This is a genomic window from Janthinobacterium sp. LM6 (genome assembly GCF_002002885.1).
Lineage (GTDB): Bacteria > Pseudomonadota > Gammaproteobacteria > Burkholderiales > Burkholderiaceae_D > Janthinobacterium > Janthinobacterium kumbetense.
In genome coordinates this window covers 3,417,757-3,434,916 of the sequence record NZ_CP019510.1, presented here as the reverse complement: position 1 = coordinate 3,434,916, position 17,160 = coordinate 3,417,757, and the positions used below count along the sequence as shown (strand labels likewise).

17 protein-coding genes are annotated in these 17,160 nt (G+C 64.4%); 13 read left to right on the top strand and 4 right to left on the bottom strand.

The window, feature by feature from the left end:
* Nucleotides 1-25 precede the first annotated feature (25 nt).
* The 8 genes from BZG29_RS15105 to BZG29_RS15070 all read left to right on the top strand — a co-directional run bounded on the left by BZG29_RS15105 (nucleotide 26) and on the right by BZG29_RS15070 (nucleotide 8,423).
* The gene (locus tag BZG29_RS15105; RefSeq protein WP_150130921.1) at nucleotides 26-901 is read left to right on the top strand and encodes a hypothetical protein; all 876 of its coding nucleotides are present in this window, start codon (nucleotides 26-28) and stop codon (nucleotides 899-901) included.
* 68 nt (nucleotides 902-969) lie between these two features.
* Nucleotides 970-2,127: a HAMP domain-containing sensor histidine kinase gene (locus tag BZG29_RS15100; RefSeq protein ID WP_077404321.1), complete on the top strand. Its 1,158-nt coding sequence runs from the start codon at nucleotides 970-972 to the stop codon at nucleotides 2,125-2,127.
* Between the two features lie 128 nt (nucleotides 2,128-2,255).
* Nucleotides 2,256-3,710 (top strand): circularly permuted type 2 ATP-grasp protein, encoded by a 1,455-nt coding sequence (locus BZG29_RS15095; protein ID WP_077404318.1) that lies wholly within the window; start codon nucleotides 2,256-2,258, stop codon nucleotides 3,708-3,710.
* A complete protein-coding gene (locus tag BZG29_RS15090) occupies nucleotides 3,704-4,648 on the top strand; it encodes an alpha-E domain-containing protein (protein WP_034787425.1) in 945 nt (314 codons plus the stop codon). The genes BZG29_RS15095 and BZG29_RS15090 overlap by 7 nt, the downstream gene beginning before the upstream one ends.
* Nucleotides 4,648-5,457 carry a transglutaminase family protein gene (locus tag BZG29_RS15085; protein WP_077404315.1) on the top strand — a complete coding sequence of 270 codons (810 nt, stop codon included), beginning with the start codon at nucleotides 4,648-4,650 and terminating at the stop codon, nucleotides 5,455-5,457. Before BZG29_RS15090 ends, BZG29_RS15085 begins: the two co-directional genes overlap by 1 nt.
* 91 nt (nucleotides 5,458-5,548) lie before the next feature.
* Nucleotides 5,549-6,427: a peptidase gene (locus BZG29_RS15080; protein WP_077404313.1), complete on the top strand. Its 879-nt coding sequence runs from the start codon at nucleotides 5,549-5,551 to the stop codon at nucleotides 6,425-6,427.
* 108 nt (nucleotides 6,428-6,535) lie between these two features.
* A complete protein-coding gene (locus BZG29_RS28675; RefSeq protein WP_077404310.1) occupies nucleotides 6,536-7,894 on the top strand; it encodes an alpha/beta fold hydrolase in 1,359 nt (452 codons plus the stop codon).
* Nucleotides 7,895-7,997: 103 nt separating this feature from the next.
* Nucleotides 7,998-8,423 carry a transcriptional repressor gene (locus BZG29_RS15070; protein WP_034748338.1) on the top strand — a complete coding sequence of 142 codons (426 nt, stop codon included), beginning with the start codon at nucleotides 7,998-8,000 and terminating at the stop codon, nucleotides 8,421-8,423.
* A gap of 12 nt (nucleotides 8,424-8,435) precedes the next feature.
* On the opposite strand, the gene BZG29_RS15065 is transcribed toward BZG29_RS15070, so the two are convergent.
* Genes BZG29_RS15065 through zigA form a run of 4 tightly spaced genes read right to left on the bottom strand, consistent with a single transcriptional unit; the run spans nucleotide 8,436 to nucleotide 12,034 of the window.
* Nucleotides 8,436-8,954 carry a GNAT family N-acetyltransferase gene (locus BZG29_RS15065; RefSeq protein ID WP_077404307.1) on the bottom strand — a complete coding sequence of 173 codons (519 nt, stop codon included), beginning with the start codon at nucleotides 8,952-8,954 and terminating at the stop codon, nucleotides 8,436-8,438.
* 44 nt (nucleotides 8,955-8,998) lie between these two features.
* Entirely contained in the window at nucleotides 8,999-9,787 is a 789-nt protein-coding gene (locus BZG29_RS15060) for a hypothetical protein (RefSeq protein WP_077404304.1), read from the bottom strand.
* On the bottom strand, nucleotides 9,784-10,788 hold the full coding sequence (locus BZG29_RS15055; protein ID WP_077404301.1) for a GTP-binding protein: 1,005 nt from the start codon (nucleotides 10,786-10,788) through the stop codon (nucleotides 9,784-9,786). Before BZG29_RS15055 ends, BZG29_RS15060 begins: the two co-directional genes overlap by 4 nt.
* Nucleotides 10,789-10,807: 19 nt before the next feature.
* A complete protein-coding gene (gene zigA, locus BZG29_RS15050; RefSeq protein ID WP_077404297.1) occupies nucleotides 10,808-12,034 on the bottom strand; it encodes a zinc metallochaperone GTPase ZigA in 1,227 nt (408 codons plus the stop codon).
* 154 nt (nucleotides 12,035-12,188) lie between these two features.
* Between zigA and BZG29_RS15045 the strand changes: the two genes are divergently transcribed.
* The 5 genes from BZG29_RS15045 (at nucleotide 12,189) to BZG29_RS15025 (ending at nucleotide 17,139) form a co-directional block, all read left to right on the top strand.
* A complete protein-coding gene (locus BZG29_RS15045) occupies nucleotides 12,189-12,845 on the top strand; it encodes an ATP-binding cassette domain-containing protein (protein WP_171985024.1) in 657 nt (218 codons plus the stop codon).
* A complete protein-coding gene (locus BZG29_RS15040) occupies nucleotides 12,842-14,029 on the top strand; it encodes an FtsX-like permease family protein (RefSeq protein ID WP_077404291.1) in 1,188 nt (395 codons plus the stop codon). The genes BZG29_RS15045 and BZG29_RS15040 overlap by 4 nt, the downstream gene beginning before the upstream one ends.
* 10 nt (nucleotides 14,030-14,039) lie before the next feature.
* Entirely contained in the window at nucleotides 14,040-14,507 is a 468-nt protein-coding gene (locus BZG29_RS15035; protein ID WP_077404288.1) for a DUF3299 domain-containing protein, read from the top strand.
* Nucleotides 14,504-14,959, top strand: coding sequence for a TlpA disulfide reductase family protein (locus BZG29_RS15030; RefSeq protein ID WP_077404285.1), 456 nt, complete (start codon nucleotides 14,504-14,506; stop codon nucleotides 14,957-14,959). Before BZG29_RS15035 ends, BZG29_RS15030 begins: the two co-directional genes overlap by 4 nt.
* A gap of 83 nt (nucleotides 14,960-15,042) precedes the next feature.
* Nucleotides 15,043-17,139, top strand: a complete 2,097-nt coding sequence (locus tag BZG29_RS15025) for a bifunctional 2',3'-cyclic-nucleotide 2'-phosphodiesterase/3'-nucleotidase (RefSeq protein ID WP_077404282.1) — start codon at nucleotides 15,043-15,045, stop codon at nucleotides 17,137-17,139.
* Nucleotides 17,140-17,160 lie beyond the last annotated feature (21 nt).

Here is a 17,160-nt window from a genome sequence, read left to right as displayed (position 1 = left end):
GCCGCGCTTCGGCGACAATGCCGACATGAAACGACTCCCTGCCCTGCTGCTTTTGCTTTGCCTGTCCCTGCCCGCCGCTGCCCAAAAACAAGCCGCCTGCCCGTATGCGGCCTGGAAAAGCGGCTTCAAGGGCGATGCGCGGGCGCAAGCCACGTGTTTATTGCGTCCCGTCAAACTGTATGCGCGCCTGGGCGACAGCGCGCCGCTGCCGGACTTTCTGGCCGCCCGCATCGGCCAGCGCGCGGGCATCGCTCCGGCCCGCCTGCGCGCCTGGCTGGCGGAACAAGGCATCGCCGAGGCGGACGTGGGCGGCGCCGTCGATGCACCGCTGTCGCGCGCCGTGGGCCGGCTGGCGGCGCCGATGGCCCGCTATTTCGTCATCCACGACACCAGCTACCCGAATTTCTTCTTAGAAACCATTCCCGAGCACATCAACGACGCCAGCTGGGATTTCAACGATTTCACGATACGTAACCCCGCGCTGGGCGGCGGTCCGAAAGGCCATGTCTACGTGAACCGCCTGGGCGGTTCCCTGGCCGTGCGCGACTTCGGCACGGCCGGCTATGCCAGCAAGCTGGAAAAGGACAAGCCGTCGCTGACGGGCCTGTTCCTGCACGTGGAACTGGTGCAGCCGCGCAACTCCGTGCCCGGCGGCGGCAAGGGCAACGATGGCCTGGCGCCCGATCCCGGCTTTACGCCGGCCCAATACGACCGCCTGGCCCTGCTGTATATCGCCGCCAGCGTGCGCAAGGGCACGTGGCTGATTCCCGCCTTCCACGCCGTGCTCGATACAGGGTTTGCGAATGGTCATGATGACCCACAGAACTTTTCGCTGACCGAGTGGTCAGCCTCGCTTTCCCGCCTGTATGCGGCCGTGCGCCAGGCCGATACTGGACAATAAAGCGTTTCCCCGGCGGCTGATTAGGCGCATACTATTGCAAGCATAGTCACTGCGGTCAGGGAGGCCAGGTGAGCATCAGCACGGATCAGCACGCGGGTCGCCAGGCCGGCGCGCACCAGCCATTGCAGCGCGCGCAGCGCATCTTCGCCATGCGCGACGCCGTCCTCGAGGCCTGGGAACAGCGCGTGCGCGCCAGCGTGCGCGGCGCGGACCAGTTGCTCACGCCCATACTCATCAATACCTTGCCGGCCTTTTTCGACAACCTGGCCGAAGCCCTCACCCCCGGTCACCCGCGCGACAACGCCGCCAGCAACAGCAACGTGCCCGCCGTGCATGGCAACGAACGGGCGCGCATGACCAATTACGGCCCGGAACAGGTGATCCAGGAATACCAGATCTTCCGCGACTGCTTCGCCGCCACTGCGCATGAGTCCGGCATCACCTTGCGCAGCAAGGATTGGCAAGTGATCAACAAGTCGATCGACGTGGGCATCCGCGAATCGATACGCGAATTTACCAGCATGCACGAAAGCTTACGGCGCCGCGTCGCGGCCGGCCTGTCGCACGACATGCGCAATCCCCTGGCCGTCATCAGCACCAGCGCCCAGCTGCTGCTGCGGCCAGCCGACCCGGAGCGGGTGGTATTGCTGGCGCACAAGATTGTCGAGCACAGCAAGCGGCTCGACAGCATGATCGAGGAATTGCTCGATGGCCTCAGCTATCACCAGGGCCAGCAACTGCCGCTGGTGCTGAGCCAATTCGATGTGCTGCCGCTGGTACACGCCGTGGCCGGCCAGGTCAACTTGCAGCGGCCGGACAAATGCCGGGTCAGCGGGCAAGCCGTCGTCGGCTGGTGGTGCGAGAACTCGCTGCGGCGCGCGCTGGAAAACCTGCTCGGCAATGCCCTCAAGTATGGCGACGACACGCCCATCAGCGTGCACGTGGAAGCGGTCCACGAACGCCTGATCATCACCGTCCACAATGGCGGCCAGGCCATCGCGCCGGAGCAGGCCGCACGCATCTTCGACTACTTGCGCCGCGAAAACGACAGCCCCGCGCCAGGCTGGGGCATCGGTCTGCCCTTCGTGCAAAGCGTGGCCGAAAGCCACGGCGGCAGCATCGCCGTCGACAGCGCGTCCGAAACGGGCACCAGCTTCATCTTCGACGTGCCCGTCGATTGCCGCCCCTTCGTCCCGTCCGCCGACGTCCCCAAGAGTGGCGCCTAACGCACCGAATTGGTGCGTGGAATGGCGCGACGCCACAAAAGTGGTCATCTTTACACCTGTTCACGCCCGCCCTGTTGGCACGCTTCCTGCTGAGCTATACCCAGACACGGCTCAAGGGAAATCACAACATGGCAAATTTTTTCAATGAAATGACTGCAAATGACGTGGGGACGGACAGCAAGGTACGTGAACACTATCGTGAATTCAGCAATTGGCTGGAACAGCAATCGCCCGAGACCATCGCCCGCAAGCGGGCCGAAGCCGACCTGACGTTCCGCCGGGTCGGCATCACGTTCGCCGTGTACGGCGACGATGCCGGCACGGAACGCCTGATTCCGTTCGACACCATCCCCCGCATCATCCCCGCCGCCGAATGGGCGCAGATGCAGACGGGCCTGGTGCAGCGCGTGCAAGCCTTGAACATGTTCATCCATGATATTTATCATGAGCAAAACATCATCAAGGCGGGCATCATTCCCGCCGAGCAAATCTACAAGAATGCCCAGTACCGCCCGGAAATGCAGGGCATCGCCGTCGCTTCCGACATTTACGCGCATATCGCCGGCGTCGACATCGTGCGCGCCGGCCAGGGCGAATTCTATGTACTGGAAGACAATTTAAGGGTGCCGTCCGGCGTGTCCTACATGCTGGAAGACCGCAAGATGATGATGCGGCTGTTCCCGGAACTGTTCGCGCGCAACCGCATCGCCCCAGTCGACCATTACCCGGACATGCTGCTCGACAACTTGCGTTCCGTCGCCCCGATGGGCGTGGATGACCCCACGGTCGTCGTCATGACGCCCGGCATGTACAACTCCGCCTACTTCGAACATGCGTTTTTGGCCCAGCAAATGGGCGTGGAATTGGTGGAAGGCAAGGATTTGTTTGTCAACGACAATTCCGTGTACATGCGCACGACGCGCGGCCCCAAGCGCGTGGACGTCATCTACCGCAGGGTCGACGACGATTTCCTCGATCCGCTGGCCTTCCGTTCCGACTCCTCGCTGGGCGTGCCGGGGCTGCTGTCCGTGTACCGCGCGGGACGCGTGACCCTGGCGAACGCCATCGGCACGGGCGTGGCCGACGACAAGTCGATCTATCCTTTTGTGCCCGACATGATCAAATTCTACCTGTCGCAGGAACCGATCCTCAACAACGTACCGACGTACCAGTGCCGCAAACCGGCCGACTTGTCCTACGTGCTGGCGAATTTGCCGAAACTGGTCGTCAAGGAAGTGCATGGCGCGGGCGGCTACGGCATGCTGGTGGGGCCGGCGTCCAGCCTGGCGCAGATCGAGGATTTCCGCCAGCGCCTGCTGGCCAATCCGGGCGGCTACATCGCCCAGCCGACACTCGCCCTGTCCGCCTGCCCCACGTATGTCGAGGCCGGCATCGCGCCGCGCCACATCGATCTGCGTCCGTTCGTGCTGTCCGGCAAGACGATTTCCATGGTGCCGGGCGGCCTGACCCGCGTGGCGCTCGGCGAAGGCTCGCTGGTGGTCAATTCCTCGCAAGGGGGCGGCACCAAGGATACCTGGGTATTGGAAGCCACATCCGCTTTTGCAGGAGAGAAAACATGCTGAGCCGCACCGCCGATCATTTATTCTGGATGGCCCGCTACACGGAGCGGGCGGAAAACACGGCGCGCATGCTGGACGTCAACATGCAAACGTCGATGCTGCCCCAGTCCGAGCAGGACGCGGAGCAAGGCTGGCGCGCCACCCTGGGCATTTCCGAGCTGCAAAGCGCCTACGACCACAAATATGGCCGCTTCCACACGCGCGACGTGCTCGACTTCATGGTGCGCGACCCGAACAACCCGTCTTCCATCCTCGCCTGCCTGACGGGCGCGCGCGAAAACGCCCGCGCCGTACGGGGCACCTTGACGACGGAAGTGTGGGAAATCCAGAACGCCACCTGGCTCGACATGCAAAAGCGCCTGAAGAGCAATCTGCTGGAAACGGACCCCAGCCAGTTCTTCGAATGGGTGAAATACCGCTCGCACCTGTCGCGCGGCGTGACCCTGGGCACCATGCTCAAGGACGAAGCCATCCACTTCATCCGCCTGGGCACCTTCCTGGAGCGGGCCGACAACACGGCGCGCATCCTCGACGTGAAGTTCCACGGCGCGCGCGACACGTCGAAAGACATCACCCAGCGCGATTTCTACTACTGGGCGGCCCTGCTGCGCTCCGTTTCCGGCTTCGAGATCTACCGCAAAGTGTACCGCGACGTGATCACGCCGGCCCGGGTGGCGGAATTGCTGATGCTGCGCGGCGACATGCCCAGGTCGCTCTTGGCCTGCATGGATGACGTGGTGGAAAACCTGAAACATATCCGCAACGACGTGTCGGCCGATACGGAGCGTTTCGCCGGCAAATTGCATGCGGAGCTGAAATTCGGCCATATCGACGACATCATGAAGGCGGGCTTGCACCATACATTGACGGAATTTCTGGAAAACATCTATGACCTGGGCAACCGGGTCAGCCGCGACTTCCTCGTTCCCTTGGCGGCCTGATGCAGCTCACCATCCGCCACGAAACCCATTACGCCTATAGTGCGCCGCTGGCCTACACCATCCAGCAGCTGCACCTGACGCCGCGTATCGAGCCGCAGCAGCGCGCCCTGTCCTGGCATATTTCCACGCCGGGCCAGTGCCACGCCTACACGGATGCCTACGGCAATCTGTCGCACATGCTGACGATTAACGGCAGCCATCAGTCGCTGAGCCTGGTGGCGCACGGCGTGGTGGAAACCATCTACCCGCACAAGGGACGGCTGAACCTGGTCGATACCCTGTCGCCGCTATTGTTTACCATGCCGACGCCGCTGACCCAGGCCAACCCGGCCATCCTCGAGCTGACGGCCGCCAGCCTGCCGGACCGCCGCGTGACGGCCGGCACGGGCCATTTGCTGCGCCTGGCCGAGCACATCGTCGGCAAGGTCGCGTATGAAAGCGGCGCCACCATGGTCACCACCACGGCCGGCGACGCCCTGGCCCTGGGGCGCGGCGTGTGCCAGGACCACGCCCATTTGTTCCTCGCGTGCTGCCACGCCTGGGGCATCCCCGCCCGCTATGTGTCCGGCTATATCGATCCGGGCACGACGGGCCACGCGGCCAGCCATGCCTGGGTCGACGCCTGGGCGGAAGACACGGATTTCGCGGGCTGGGTCAGCATCGACGTCACGCATGCGCGGCTGATGACGGATGCGTATTGCCGCCTGGCCATCGGACGCGACTACGATTCGGCCGCGCCCGTGCGGGGCGTGCGCCAGGGTGGCGGCACGGAAACGTTAAGAGTCGATGTGCAGATCGTGCCCGTGTAAACGGACAGGAATGAGGCTGGCCGGGGCTTGCAGGCGGTAGACCGGGCCCGGCTGGTGTAAAATGCTTCCCCTTTTGATTTGATTTACGACAATGACTTATTGCATAGGCATGCGCCTGAACGAAGGCCTGGTCTTCCTGTCCGACTCCCGCACCAACGCCGGCGTGGACCAGGTGGGCACCTTCCGCAAGATGAGCGTGTTCGAAAACCCGGGCGACCGCATGCTGGTCTTGATGACGGCCGGCAATTTGTCGATCTCGCAGGCGATCCGCCAGATCGTGTCCGAACACGTGGATGCGGACGGGCGCAGCATCTGGAACGTGGCCAGCATGTACGACGCGGCCCGCATCGTGGGCGAAGCCGTGCGCACCGTGCACCTGCGCGAAGCGAAGGCGTTGGCCGACTGCGGCATCGATTTCAATGTCAGCATCATTCTCGGGGGCCAGATAGGCGCCGAGCGCTGCCGCTTGTTCCAGGTGTATTCGGCCGGCAATTTCATCGAATCGCACGATGAAAACACGTATTTCCAGATCGGCGAAGCGAAATACGGCAAGCCCATCATCGATCGGGTCATCAATCCATTCACGCGCCTGGACGAGGCTGCCAAGTGCGCGCTCATTTCCATGGATTCCACTTTGCGCTCGAACATTTCCGTCGGCTTGCCGCTGGACTTGCTCGTCTACGAGACGGGCAGCCTGGCCGTCACGCGCTTCGTCACCATCGATGAAAAGAACCAGTATTTCCGCATGATCCGCGATACGTGGGGCGAACAGTTGAAACATGTGTTCGAAGGCATCGTCGATCCCGTGTGGAATGCGGCGCCGGAAACGACGACGAACGTCTTATCGTCGTCCAACATGCAAAGCAAGCCCGTGCGCGTGGCCATCCCCGAGCACGTGAGCCGCGGCGGCCTGACGGTGGCGCCCCTGCAATCCCTGGCGCAGCAGTTCAGCGACGACAAGCAGCATTGACCGTTGACAGGCCCGCTGCGCGGGACGCTGGACAAGTCGCTTTCCGCGTGCTTTTATGGCAATATGGGTTGACATTCAATCCAGATTGACCTGAAAGGCAGGTGGCGCATGGACTTGATCACTTCCGCCGTCGTGGCAGCCATCGGGCATGGCGCGCCCGGCCATGCTCTCGAAGCCGTCGCCAGCCACTATGAACGCCTCAAGCAAGCCATCGCCAAGTTCGACGGCGCCGCCGCCATCCTGGCCGCCATCGCCGCGCTGGAAGCCGAACCGGCCAATACCCAGCTGCAACTGGCCCTGTCGGCCGCCCTGTCGGCCGCGAAAGTGCCGGACGACATGGAAACCCTGTTTGCCGCGCAAGGCTTGCTCGATGCGGTGCAGCGCCCGCCGTCACCGCTGCCGGAGGTGGAAACCGCGCCCGCCCCTGCCGATAAAAGCGCCGTCGTGTCAAACTATGCCGTGGTGAAAGTGTATTTCGCCACAGACCGCCAGCGCGACGTGGGCAAGCCGCCGGCACAGCGCTTCAGCGGCGAACGCAGCAAAGGAGTGAGCAATGGCAATGGCGGCGGCGATGGCCCGCTCAGCTATGGCAGCTGCGACGTCAGCATTCCCCGCGACCACCGCATGGGCCAGCTGGAATCGCCTTCGCTGTGGCGCCTGGAATTTCGCGACGACCCGGCCAAGCACGTGGTGCTGCTGTCGGCCGACGTGCAAGACCGCGACAATTTCTTTGCCGCATTAAGAACGCAGATCCGCGCCTCGGCCGGCAAGAGCGCCTTTGTCTTCGTGCACGGCTACAACGTGAGTTTCGAGGATGCGGCGCGGCGCACGGGACAGATGGCCTACGACCTGGGCTTCGATGGCGCGCCCGTGTTCTACAGCTGGCCGTCGCGCGGCGACGTGGCCGGCTACACCATCGATGAAAACAATATCGAGTGGAGCACGCCCCATCTCGCCAACTTCCTGGCCGACTTTCTCGCCAGCACGGAGGCGGCGCAAGTGTATCTGGTGGGCCACAGCATGGGCAACCGGGGCCTGGCGCGGGCCGTGGCCGATTTGCTGGCCGCGCAGCCGCAGCTGGCGCAAAAGATCACGGAAATCATCCTCTCCGCGCCCGATATCGACGCGGCCGTCTTCAAGCACGATATCGCGCCGAAGCTGGCCGGCGCGCGCAACCCCGTCACTTTATATGCCTCGTCGCAAGATCTGGCCCTGGCCGCCTCGAAAGCCGTGCACGGCTACCCGCGCGCGGGCGACAGCGGCGCCGGCATGCTGATCGTGGCAGGCGTGGAAACCATCGACGCCACCGGGGTCGACACGAGTTTCATGAAGCACTCGTACTTTGCGGAAAAGCGCTCGGCCCTGTCCGACATGTTTTATCTGATACGCAACCATGCGCGCGCCGACCAGCGCTTTCTCGACCCCGTCGATACGGTCGCCGGCCGCTATTGGACGTTCAAACCGTGACGCCGTTCCATCGAGTACGGCACGCATGCTAAGATACGGCCCAGAGGGTGGCAACGGGCACGGCGATGACGCCGCCAGCCGATCCCCCGCAAGCAGGCCTATCATGTTGACATCATCTTCTACACCGCAAGCCGAATCGCTGATCCGCAACACCAACGCCCGCGTCACCAAGACGCGCGTGAAGGTGCTCGACTTTTTAATGGCGCAAAGCCGTTCGCTGACCCACCATGAAATCCAGCAAGCGCTGTCGCAGGACAGCGACATCGATTCCGTCACCCTGTACCGGGTGCTGGAATGGCTGACGGAAAATGAACTCGTGCACCGCATCGCCGGCACCGACCAGGTGTGGCGCTTCAGCGCGGGCGCCGGCCACCAGGCGCACGAACACGCGCATTTCCAGTGCACCAAGTGCGCGAACGTCACCTGCTTCAATGAAGTCAAGCTGCCGCCGCCCGTGCTCTTGCCGGAAGGTTTCAGCGGCGGCGAAGTCGATTACCTGATCAAGGGCCTGTGCCCGCGCTGCAAGTAATCGGCAGCGGCATTACCTGATCAATAAAGCCAGGTGATGCTCGTCATAAAATAGCTCGCCCACGCGCATCGAGCGCGGTTCCGTGCCATATGCGATAAATCCCAGCGATTCATACAGGCCCAGGGCGGCATTGTTTTCCGCATTCACGCTCAAATGCACTTGCATGACGGCGGGGTCGCGCTCGGCCTGTTCGATGCAGGCGTTCACGAGACGCCGCGCCACGCCACGGCCCCGCTGCGCCACATCGACGAACACGCCCCACAGCAAGGCCTTGTGCGACAGTTGCCGCATGGATTCGCGCCGCAAGCCGGCAAAGCCGACCAGGCGCTCGCCATCGAAGGCGCCGAACGCCCGGTGCAGCGGGCCGCCGGCGATGCGCTGCACATGTTCTTCGGGCGTGCGCGCCAGCTCGTCCTCGCGCGACGAGGAAAACGAGCTGGGCGAATCGAGGATGGCGCGCAGGCGCAGCGCGCAAAAGGCGGCGGTGTCGGCCGGCGTCAGCAGGCGGATGACGATTTCAGGTGCGGGCATGGTGGAATCCGGCAGTTTTTTTCCATTATACCCACGCCCCCGCCTCAGGCACGCACGCGGCGCAAACCCAGCAAGGTCCAGCCGTACAGGGCCGCCATCAGCAGCACCATGGCCGCGCCGAGGGCCGCCGTCCAGCTTTCCGGCAGCGACCAGGCGGCATCGAGCTTGCCGGCCGCCATGCAGGCGGCCATGGCCACGCAAATGGCGACGATGGGCCAGCCCAGGCGGCGCCGGAAGGCGCGCACGAGGTCACTCTGGCCGGTGCGCATGACTTTTGCCGTGACCCAGCCATCGAAGGTATCCGTCACGCCCATGCCGACGGCAAATACCAGGCCCGTCAGCAAGGCCGGCTGCATGCCGCCCAGCGCCACGGCCGCGTAGCCCCAGGCGGCCGCCTGCACGGCCGTGTCGAACACAAGCGCGAACAGCATGCCGACGAGAATGGCGCCGAATGGCCCGGACGCACCCCGCAGCCAGCGTGGCAGCAGGCGGCCGCGCACCTCGGCCAGTTGCGCGCCGGCCAGCAGGCTGCGCGCATTCAGGGCCGCGATCAGCAGCAGCAAGGCGATGGGCAGCCATTCCAGCCAGCCGAATACGGTTTCCGACGGTGAAAATTGCTGCGACGCCACGGCGGCCACGGCCACGATGGCCAGCACGGTGACGCCATGGCCCAGCGCAAACAGCGCGCCCATCCACGGCGTCCAGCGCGGCGATGCAGCCTGGCTGCGCAGGGTCAGGCCGTCGACGGCGGCCAGGTGGTCCGGTTCCAGCCCATGCCGCATGCCCAGCAAAAAGATCAGCGCCAGGGCGGGCAAGCCCGCTTCCACGCTCACGCCGCCACCTCGACCGGGCTGTCCGCCTTGGCCACGCAACGGTCCAGGCCACGGGTCAGCATATCCAGCGGCAAGTCGCGGCCGATGAAGATCATCTTGCTGGCGCGCGTCTCGCCGTCGCGCCATGGCGCGCCCAGTTCCGAGCCCATCAGCATGTGCACGCCCTGGAAGACGGCGCGGCGCGGCACGTCGGCCACGTACAGGATGCCCTTGTAACGCATCAGCTGGCTGCCGAACAGTTGCACCACGGCATCGAGAAAATTTTCCACCTGCAGCAGATCGAGGGGCTGGGACTGGTGATAGACGAACGATTGCACGCCGTCGCCATGGCGGTGCCCCAGTTCTCCGAGGAAATCCGGCTCCAGCTCGACGATGGCGTTCAGGTTGAAACCGCGGATGTTCAGGATGTCGCGCAAGGGCACATTGCCGAAGCGCACTTTCTGGATGCTGGCGCGGCCATTGATGGCAATCAATCGCTGGCGCAGCGCGGCCAGCTCGTCCTTGCCGACCAGGTCCGTCTTCGACAGCAGGATGCGGTCGGCAAAGCCCACTTGCTCCTGCGCTTCCTTGTGCGCCGTCAATTGCTGCTGCGCATGGCGCGCATCGACCACCGTCAGGATGGCGTCGAGCATGTAGCACTCGCTGACGGACGGCTCCGCAAAGAAGGTTTGCGCCACCGGGCCAGGCGCGGCCAGGCCCGTCGTTTCGATGATCACGTGGTCGAAGGCGATGGTGCCGGATGCGCGTTTGGCGTGCAGCTCGCCCAGGATGCGGATCAAGTCGCCGCGCACGCTGCAGCAGATGCAGCCATTGTTCATTTCCACGATCTGCTCGTCGCTGTCCTGCACCAGCAAGCCATGGTCGATGCTTTCGGCGGCGAATTCGTTCTCGATCACGGCGATGCGCACGCCGTGATCGCCCTGCAATATGCGCTTGAGCAAGGTGGTTTTCCCGCTGCCGAGAAAACCCGTGATGATGGTGACGGGGATCAATTCTGTCATATGTCTTTCCTATCGATGGTTAATCTTCCAGTTCTTCCATGCGCTGCCACTGCGGGAACGGATCGGGCAGCTTGCGCCAGGCGGCCATGCCCTGGCGCGTTTCCGTATAGTTCAATTGACATTTCTTCAAATCCGCCTCGATGGCGGCCTGGTCCATGTCCTGGCCGATGAAGACGAGCTCCTGGTAGCGGTCGCCATACGTTTCGCTCCAGCCTGCCTTGACTTCCGCCAGCGAGGCCGCATCCGTGGGCCAGCGTTCCTTCGGCACGGACGCCCACCACAGGCCCACGGGTTCGATATTCATCAGCTTGCCCGCGCCGGACAGGCTGGCCACCCATTCGGGCCGGCTGGCCAGCCAGAAATATCCCTTGCTACGCACCACGCCCTTGATCGGCTGGGCAATGTAATCGTGCAGGCGCTGCGCGTGGAACGGCTCTTTCGCGCGGTACACAAAACTGCGAATGCCGTACGTTTCCGTCTCCGGCGCATGCACGCCGGCCAGCTCCTGGGCCCAGCCCGGCATGCCGGCCGCCTGTTCCAGGTCGAACAAATTCGTGCCCAGGATGGCGTCCAGCGGCACGATGGACTGGTTCGTTTCGATGATGCGCGCGCCGGGATTCAAGGCTTTTAAAATGGCCAGCACGCGCAGGCGCTCGTCCGCCGCCACCATGTCGACCTTGTTGAGGACGATGACATTGGCAAATTCGATCTGTTCCGTGAGCAAATTGGCCAGCTGGCGGTCGTCGCCCTCGCCCGCGATCTCGCCCCGCTGCTCCAGGCTGTCTTCGCTGTGGAAATCGTTGAGCAGGTTGGCGCAGTCGACGACGGTGACCATGCAGTCGATGCGCGCCACGTCGTTCAAGCTGTCGCCGTGCTCGTCCTCGAAGTCGAAGGTGGCGGCCACGGGCATCGGTTCGCCCACGCCCGTCGATTCGATCAGCAAGTAATCGAAGCGGTCTTCCGCGGCGAGGCGCCGCACTTCCAGCAGCAGATCGTCGCGCAAGGTGCAGCAGATGCAGCCGTTGGACATTTCCACCAGCTTTTCTTCCGTGCGCGACAGGGCCGCGCCGGCCGCCTCGGCGCTGTCCTTGACGAGCGAGGCGTCGATATTGACTTCGCTCATGTCATTGACGATGACGGCCACCCGCTTGCCTTCGCGGTTGCGCAGTATATGGTTGAGCAAGGTGGTCTTGCCGGCGCCGAGAAAGCCGGACAGGACGGTGACGGGGAGTTTGCGCTGGGTCATGGGTATCTTTCGGATGGGGTGATCGGGTTGTCAAGCAAGGGAGAAATGGACGGCCGCATTTTAAATGCAAGTCGATTGCGTTTGAATTATAATGCAGCCAAGTTGCATTTGTGCGCCAATCTTTGCCTGCCGGCCAGTTACCCGAAAGAACTTCATGCTCCACCTCGCCTCTTTGACCTACGGCTATGACCCCGACCGCCCCGTGCTGGACATCGCCGCCTTTCATTTGCCCGCCGGGCGCCACGCCCTGCTGCTGGGACCATCCGGCTCCGGCAAATCGACCTTGCTGCATTTGCTGGCCGGCATCCTGACGCCCCAGGCGGGCCGCCTCGACGTGGCGGGCACGTCCCTGCCCGGCCTGACGCCGCGCCAGCGCGACAGCTGGCGCGGCCGTGCCGTCGGCTTGCTGCCCCAGCAACTGGCGCTGGTGCCCAGCTTGAACGTGCTCGACAATGTCTTGTTGCCCGCCTACGCCAGCGGCCAGCGGCCCGATCCGGTCCGCGCAGCCAGCCTGCTGGGCCAGTTGGGCCTGGCCGACAAGCTCGACGCCTACCCGCATGCCCTGAGCGGCGGCGAACGGCAGCGGGCCGCCATCGCGCGCGCCGTCGTCCTGCGCCCGCAACTGATCCTGGCCGACGAGCCGACGGATAACCTCGACGACGAGGCTTGCGCCGCCGTCGTCGCGCTGATGGCCAGCCAGGCCGCGCAAGTGGGCGCCTCGCTGGTGATTGCCAGCCACGACGCCAGGGTGCTGGCCGCCTTGCCGCACGCTGTCGTGCTGCGCCTGCCGCGCGCCAGGCAGGCGGCATGAACGCGGCCACCCTCGCCTGGCGCGCCCTGCGCCACAAACCGCTGGCGTCCAGCCTGAACCTGCTGCTGGTCGCCATCGGCATCGCCATGATGACCTTCATACTCGGCGTCTCCGCCCAGCTGGAAGAGCACGCGGAGCGCGATGCGCAAGGAATCGACCTGGTGGTGGGCGCGAAAGGGTCTCCACTGCAACTGATCCTGTCGTCCGTGTATCACGCTGATATTCCGACCGGCAACATCCCCGGCACGGCGCTGGCGGCGCTGGCCGCGCAGCCGCTGGTGAAAGCGGCGATCCCGCTCGCGCTGGGCGACAATTTCCACGGTTTCCGCATCGTCGGCAGCACCGCGGCGCTGCTCGGCCATTACGGCGCGCACCTGGCGCAGGGAACGCCGTTCGCGCAGCCGATGCAAGCCGTGTTCGGCGCCCGCGCCGCGCGCGAGACGGGCGCGGTCCTTGGCGCCAGCTTTGCCGGTTCGCACGGGCTGGCGGCGGGCGGCGAAGTGCACGACCACGCGCCCTACACGGTGACGGGCATCCTGGCGCCCACGGGCACGGTGCTGGACCGGCTGATCCTCACGCCCGTCGCTTCCGTGTGGCAAGTGCATGAAACGGATCCCGATGAACACCCCGCCAGCGCGCCCGGGCGCGAACTGACGGCCGTGCTGGTGCAATACGCATCTCCCCTGGCCGCCCTCAGCCTGCCCCGCTGGGTGAACAGCCAGGCCCGGCTGCAGGCGGCGCAGCCCGCTTTCGAGGCGGCACGGCTGTTCAATCTGCTGGGCGTGGGCATCGCCGTGCTGCGGGCGATCGCCGCCGGCGTGCTGCTGGTGGCGGCCCTGTCGCTGTTCGTGGCCCTGTATGGCGCGCTGGAAGAACGCAAGACCGACCTGGCCATCCTGCGCACCCTGGGCGCCTCGCCCGCCAAACTGCTGCGCTTGCTGCTGGCGCAAGGCTTGCTGCTGTCATCGACGGGCGCGGCGCTGGGCTGGCTGCTGGGCCATGCGGCCATCGGCTTGCTGGGCTGGCTGGCATCGATGCAGGACCTGAACCTGCAAGCCTGGCGCATCATCCCCGGCGAAGCGTGGCTGCCCGTGATCGCCGTGGCGGTGGGCTTGCTGGCCGCGGCCCTGCCCGCCCTGCGCGCCTACCGCACCGATATCGCCGCCACGCTGGCGCGCCCCTGAAAGGAAAAACATGTTGAAAATCATGGCATTAAGCGCGTGCGCGCTGCTGGCAGGCACTGCCGGCGCCACTCCCGCCGACGAACCGCCCTCGTTCTTCGCCCCGCTGACGGACTTGCCCGGCGTCGTGTCGTGGAAGCTGCTGGGCCAGGCCACGACCGTGAAAGCGAAAAAGGGCCGCATGGTGCCGAAGTACACGCCGGCAATCAGCGCGCTCGACAATACTGAGGTGAAAGTGCAAGGCTTCATGATGCCTTTGGAGCCAGGACAAAAGCAGAAACACTTCCTGCTGACCATCACCTCGGCCAGTTGTCCCTTTTGCCTGCCGGCCGGTCCGGAAGGCGTGGTGGAAATCAAAAGCAAGACGCCCGTGAAGTTCAGCTATGCCCCCTTCATCGTGCAGGGCAAGCTGAAAGTGCTGGCCAGCGACCCCATGGGCCTGTATTACCGCATGACGGACGCGGCCGTGGTGCCGCAATGACGCGCTGGGCGGCGTTATTGTTCGTGCTCGCCTGCCAGGCGCACGCCGCGCCGCTGTCCTTCAACTTGCCCCGCCTGGATGCCGGCGGCAAGCTGCGCCTTGATCAGTTCCACGGCCGGGCCGTGGTGCTGAACTTCTGGGCCAGCAACTGCCTGCCTTGCATCCAGGAGTTGCCGATATTCAATGCCCACGCCGCCAGCCAGCCGACACTCCCCGTCATCGGCATCGCCATCGACACGCGGGCGGCCGCACAGGCGTTCCTGCGCAGCCACCCCGCCAGCTATTCCCAAGCCCTGGCTGCGCCCGCCTTGTTGCCCACCTTTGGCAATCAAATCAAGGGCTTGCCGTACACAGTGATACTAACTTCTGAACATCGGATCTGCATCCGGCGCCTGGGGCCCGTCGATGCGGCCTGGCTAGCCAAGGCCGCGGCCGCCTGCGCGCGCCCCTGAATCCATGCGCCTTGCACGGCTGTCATCGCCGCGTCATATGGCGGCGTTACAGTCGCGTCCTTTGAATCTCTCCGAGGGCGGTAATGAAAACAAATTGGGTCATGCTGGCAGCGCTGGCAAGTGCAGGTCTCGTCGGTTGCAACGGCAGTTCGAATACGGCGCCGGCCATTCCCGAAGGCACGACGGTCACCGTCGCCTTGCTGGAAACCACGGATATCCACTCGAATGTCCTCAGCTATAACTATTACGCGCTGGCCGAAGACACGAGCCTGGGCCTGGAACGCACGTCGACCCTGATCCAGGCGGCGCGCGCGGAAAATCCGAACAACGTCTTGCTCGATGATGGCGACGTCATCCAGGGCACCTTGCTGGCCGACCTGCAGGCCGTGGCCGCACCCGTGCCTTGCAGCGGCACCTTGGCCGTGCACAAGGCCATGAACGCGCTGAAATACGATGCGGGCGGCATGGGCAACCACGAATTCAACTACGGCTTGCCTTACCTGAGCCAGATCACCAACACGGATTTCGGTATTCCCGGCGTGGCCAAGCCGACGGGCACGTGCGGCGCGCCCGCCTTCCCTTCCGTGCTGAGCAATGTCGTCGGCGTGTCCAGCGGCAAGCCGATTTTCCAGCCCTACACTTTGCTGCCCCGCGATTTCGCCGCCACGGCGCCCGATGGCAGCAAGCTGACCGTGAAAATCAATGTGGGCGTGCTGAGCTTTGTGCCGCCGCAAATCCTCGAATGGGATCAAAAAGTGCTCGCTGGCAAAGTCAGCGTGACGGGCGTGCAGGAAGCGGCGAAACAATACGTGCCGGAATTGCGCAGCAAGGGCGCCGACCTCGTCGTGGCCCTGTCGCACGGCGGCCTGGACACCAGTCCCTACAGCCCGAAGATGGAAAACGGCAGTTATCATTTGACCAGCACGGGCATCGACGCGCTGATGATCGGCCACTCGCACTTGATCTTCCCGAAAGGCAAGGAAACGGGCGCGGCCGCCCTGGACGCCTCGTTCGCCGCCTTCCCCGCCAGCGCCAAGATCGATGCCGAGAACGGCTTCGTCAACGGCGTGCCCACCGTCATGGCGCAAAGCTGGGGCCGCCGCCTGGGCATCATCAAGCTGACCATGGCCTACCAGGGCGGCAAGTGGGTGGTGCAGCCGGCCAAGACGACGGTGGAATCGCGCGGCTTCAAATACACGGATGGCAAGACCCTCGTCAAAGCCGACCCGGCCATCGCCCCGCTGGTCGCCACCGAGCACGCGGCCACCATCGCCTACGCCAAGCAGCCGCTGGGCATCAGCACGGATTTCGAGATGTCCGCCTACTTCGCGCTGGTGGGCGACGTCAGCGCCATCCAGCTGGTGAACCAGGCGCAGCTCGATTACGTGAAAAATTTCATCGCCACCAGCACGGATGCCACCTTGTCCAGCTACAAGAACATCCCCGTCATTTCCTGCAGCGCGCCGTTCAAGGCGGGCCGCAACGGGCCATCGGACTTCACGGACGTGGCCGCTGGCGCCTCCCCGGCCGCGCCGGTCGGCTTGCAAGTGCGCAACCCGGGCGACTTGTATTTGTATAGCAATAACAACCTGCAAGCCGTGAAAATCAAGGGCGCGGACTTGAAAGCGTGGCTGGAAACGTCGGCCAAACAATTCAACCAGATCGACCCGGCCAGCAGCGCCGAGCAAGACCTGGTGCCGTCGTATGGCACGATCTATAACTATGACGTGTTCTACGCGGAAAACAATGCGCTGACGTACCAGATCGACGTGACGAAAAAGCCGGGCAGCCGCATCGTCAACCTCACGTACAAGGGGGCGGCGGTCGCCGATGGCGATGATTTCATCGTCGCCACCAACGACTACCGCGCCGGCGGCGGCGGCGCCGTGCCGGGCATCGACGGCAGCAAGACCATCATCAAATCGCCCGATGCGAATCAGGCCGTGGTCAGCAACTACCTGGCGTCGCTGAGCACCAAGGGCGGCAAGGTGACCCTGGCCAACAATGGCAGCGCGCGCAGCTGGAGCTTCGTCAAGACGGCCACGGCCGGTCCCGTGATCCTGCGCTCGGCGCCCGGCCATCTGGCGCTGGCGCAAGGCAGCGGCATCACCAACGTGGCGGCCGAAGGCGGACTCGACGCCAGCGGCTTTGCCAAGTACCGCATCGACCTGAGCAAATAAGGTCCGAGGGCCGGAACAAGC

Coding starts and splice junctions, on each gene's coding strand:
- BZG29_RS15065 (WP_077404307.1), bottom strand. CDS start 8,954: ATGCCCGCACCTGAAATCGTCATCCGCCTGCTGACGCCGGCCGACACC.
- BZG29_RS15040 (WP_077404291.1), top strand. CDS start 12,842: ATGAACGCGGCCACCCTCGCCTGGCGCGCCCTGCGCCACAAACCGCTG.
- BZG29_RS15055 (WP_077404301.1), bottom strand. CDS start 10,788: ATGACAGAATTGATCCCCGTCACCATCATCACGGGTTTTCTCGGCAGC.
- BZG29_RS15045 (WP_171985024.1), top strand. CDS start 12,189: ATGCTCCACCTCGCCTCTTTGACCTACGGCTATGACCCCGACCGCCCC.
- BZG29_RS15080 (WP_077404313.1), top strand. CDS start 5,549: ATGACTTATTGCATAGGCATGCGCCTGAACGAAGGCCTGGTCTTCCTG.
- zigA (WP_077404297.1), bottom strand. CDS start 12,034: ATGACCCAGCGCAAACTCCCCGTCACCGTCCTGTCCGGCTTTCTCGGC.
- BZG29_RS15090 (WP_034787425.1), top strand. CDS start 3,704: ATGCTGAGCCGCACCGCCGATCATTTATTCTGGATGGCCCGCTACACG.
- BZG29_RS15030 (WP_077404285.1), top strand. CDS start 14,504: ATGACGCGCTGGGCGGCGTTATTGTTCGTGCTCGCCTGCCAGGCGCAC.
- BZG29_RS15070 (WP_034748338.1), top strand. CDS start 7,998: ATGTTGACATCATCTTCTACACCGCAAGCCGAATCGCTGATCCGCAAC.
- BZG29_RS15095 (WP_077404318.1), top strand. CDS start 2,256: ATGGCAAATTTTTTCAATGAAATGACTGCAAATGACGTGGGGACGGAC.
- BZG29_RS28675 (WP_077404310.1), top strand. CDS start 6,536: ATGGACTTGATCACTTCCGCCGTCGTGGCAGCCATCGGGCATGGCGCG.
- BZG29_RS15025 (WP_077404282.1), top strand. CDS start 15,043: ATGAAAACAAATTGGGTCATGCTGGCAGCGCTGGCAAGTGCAGGTCTC.
- BZG29_RS15085 (WP_077404315.1), top strand. CDS start 4,648: ATGCAGCTCACCATCCGCCACGAAACCCATTACGCCTATAGTGCGCCG.
- BZG29_RS15105 (WP_150130921.1), top strand. CDS start 26: ATGAAACGACTCCCTGCCCTGCTGCTTTTGCTTTGCCTGTCCCTGCCC.
- BZG29_RS15035 (WP_077404288.1), top strand. CDS start 14,040: ATGTTGAAAATCATGGCATTAAGCGCGTGCGCGCTGCTGGCAGGCACT.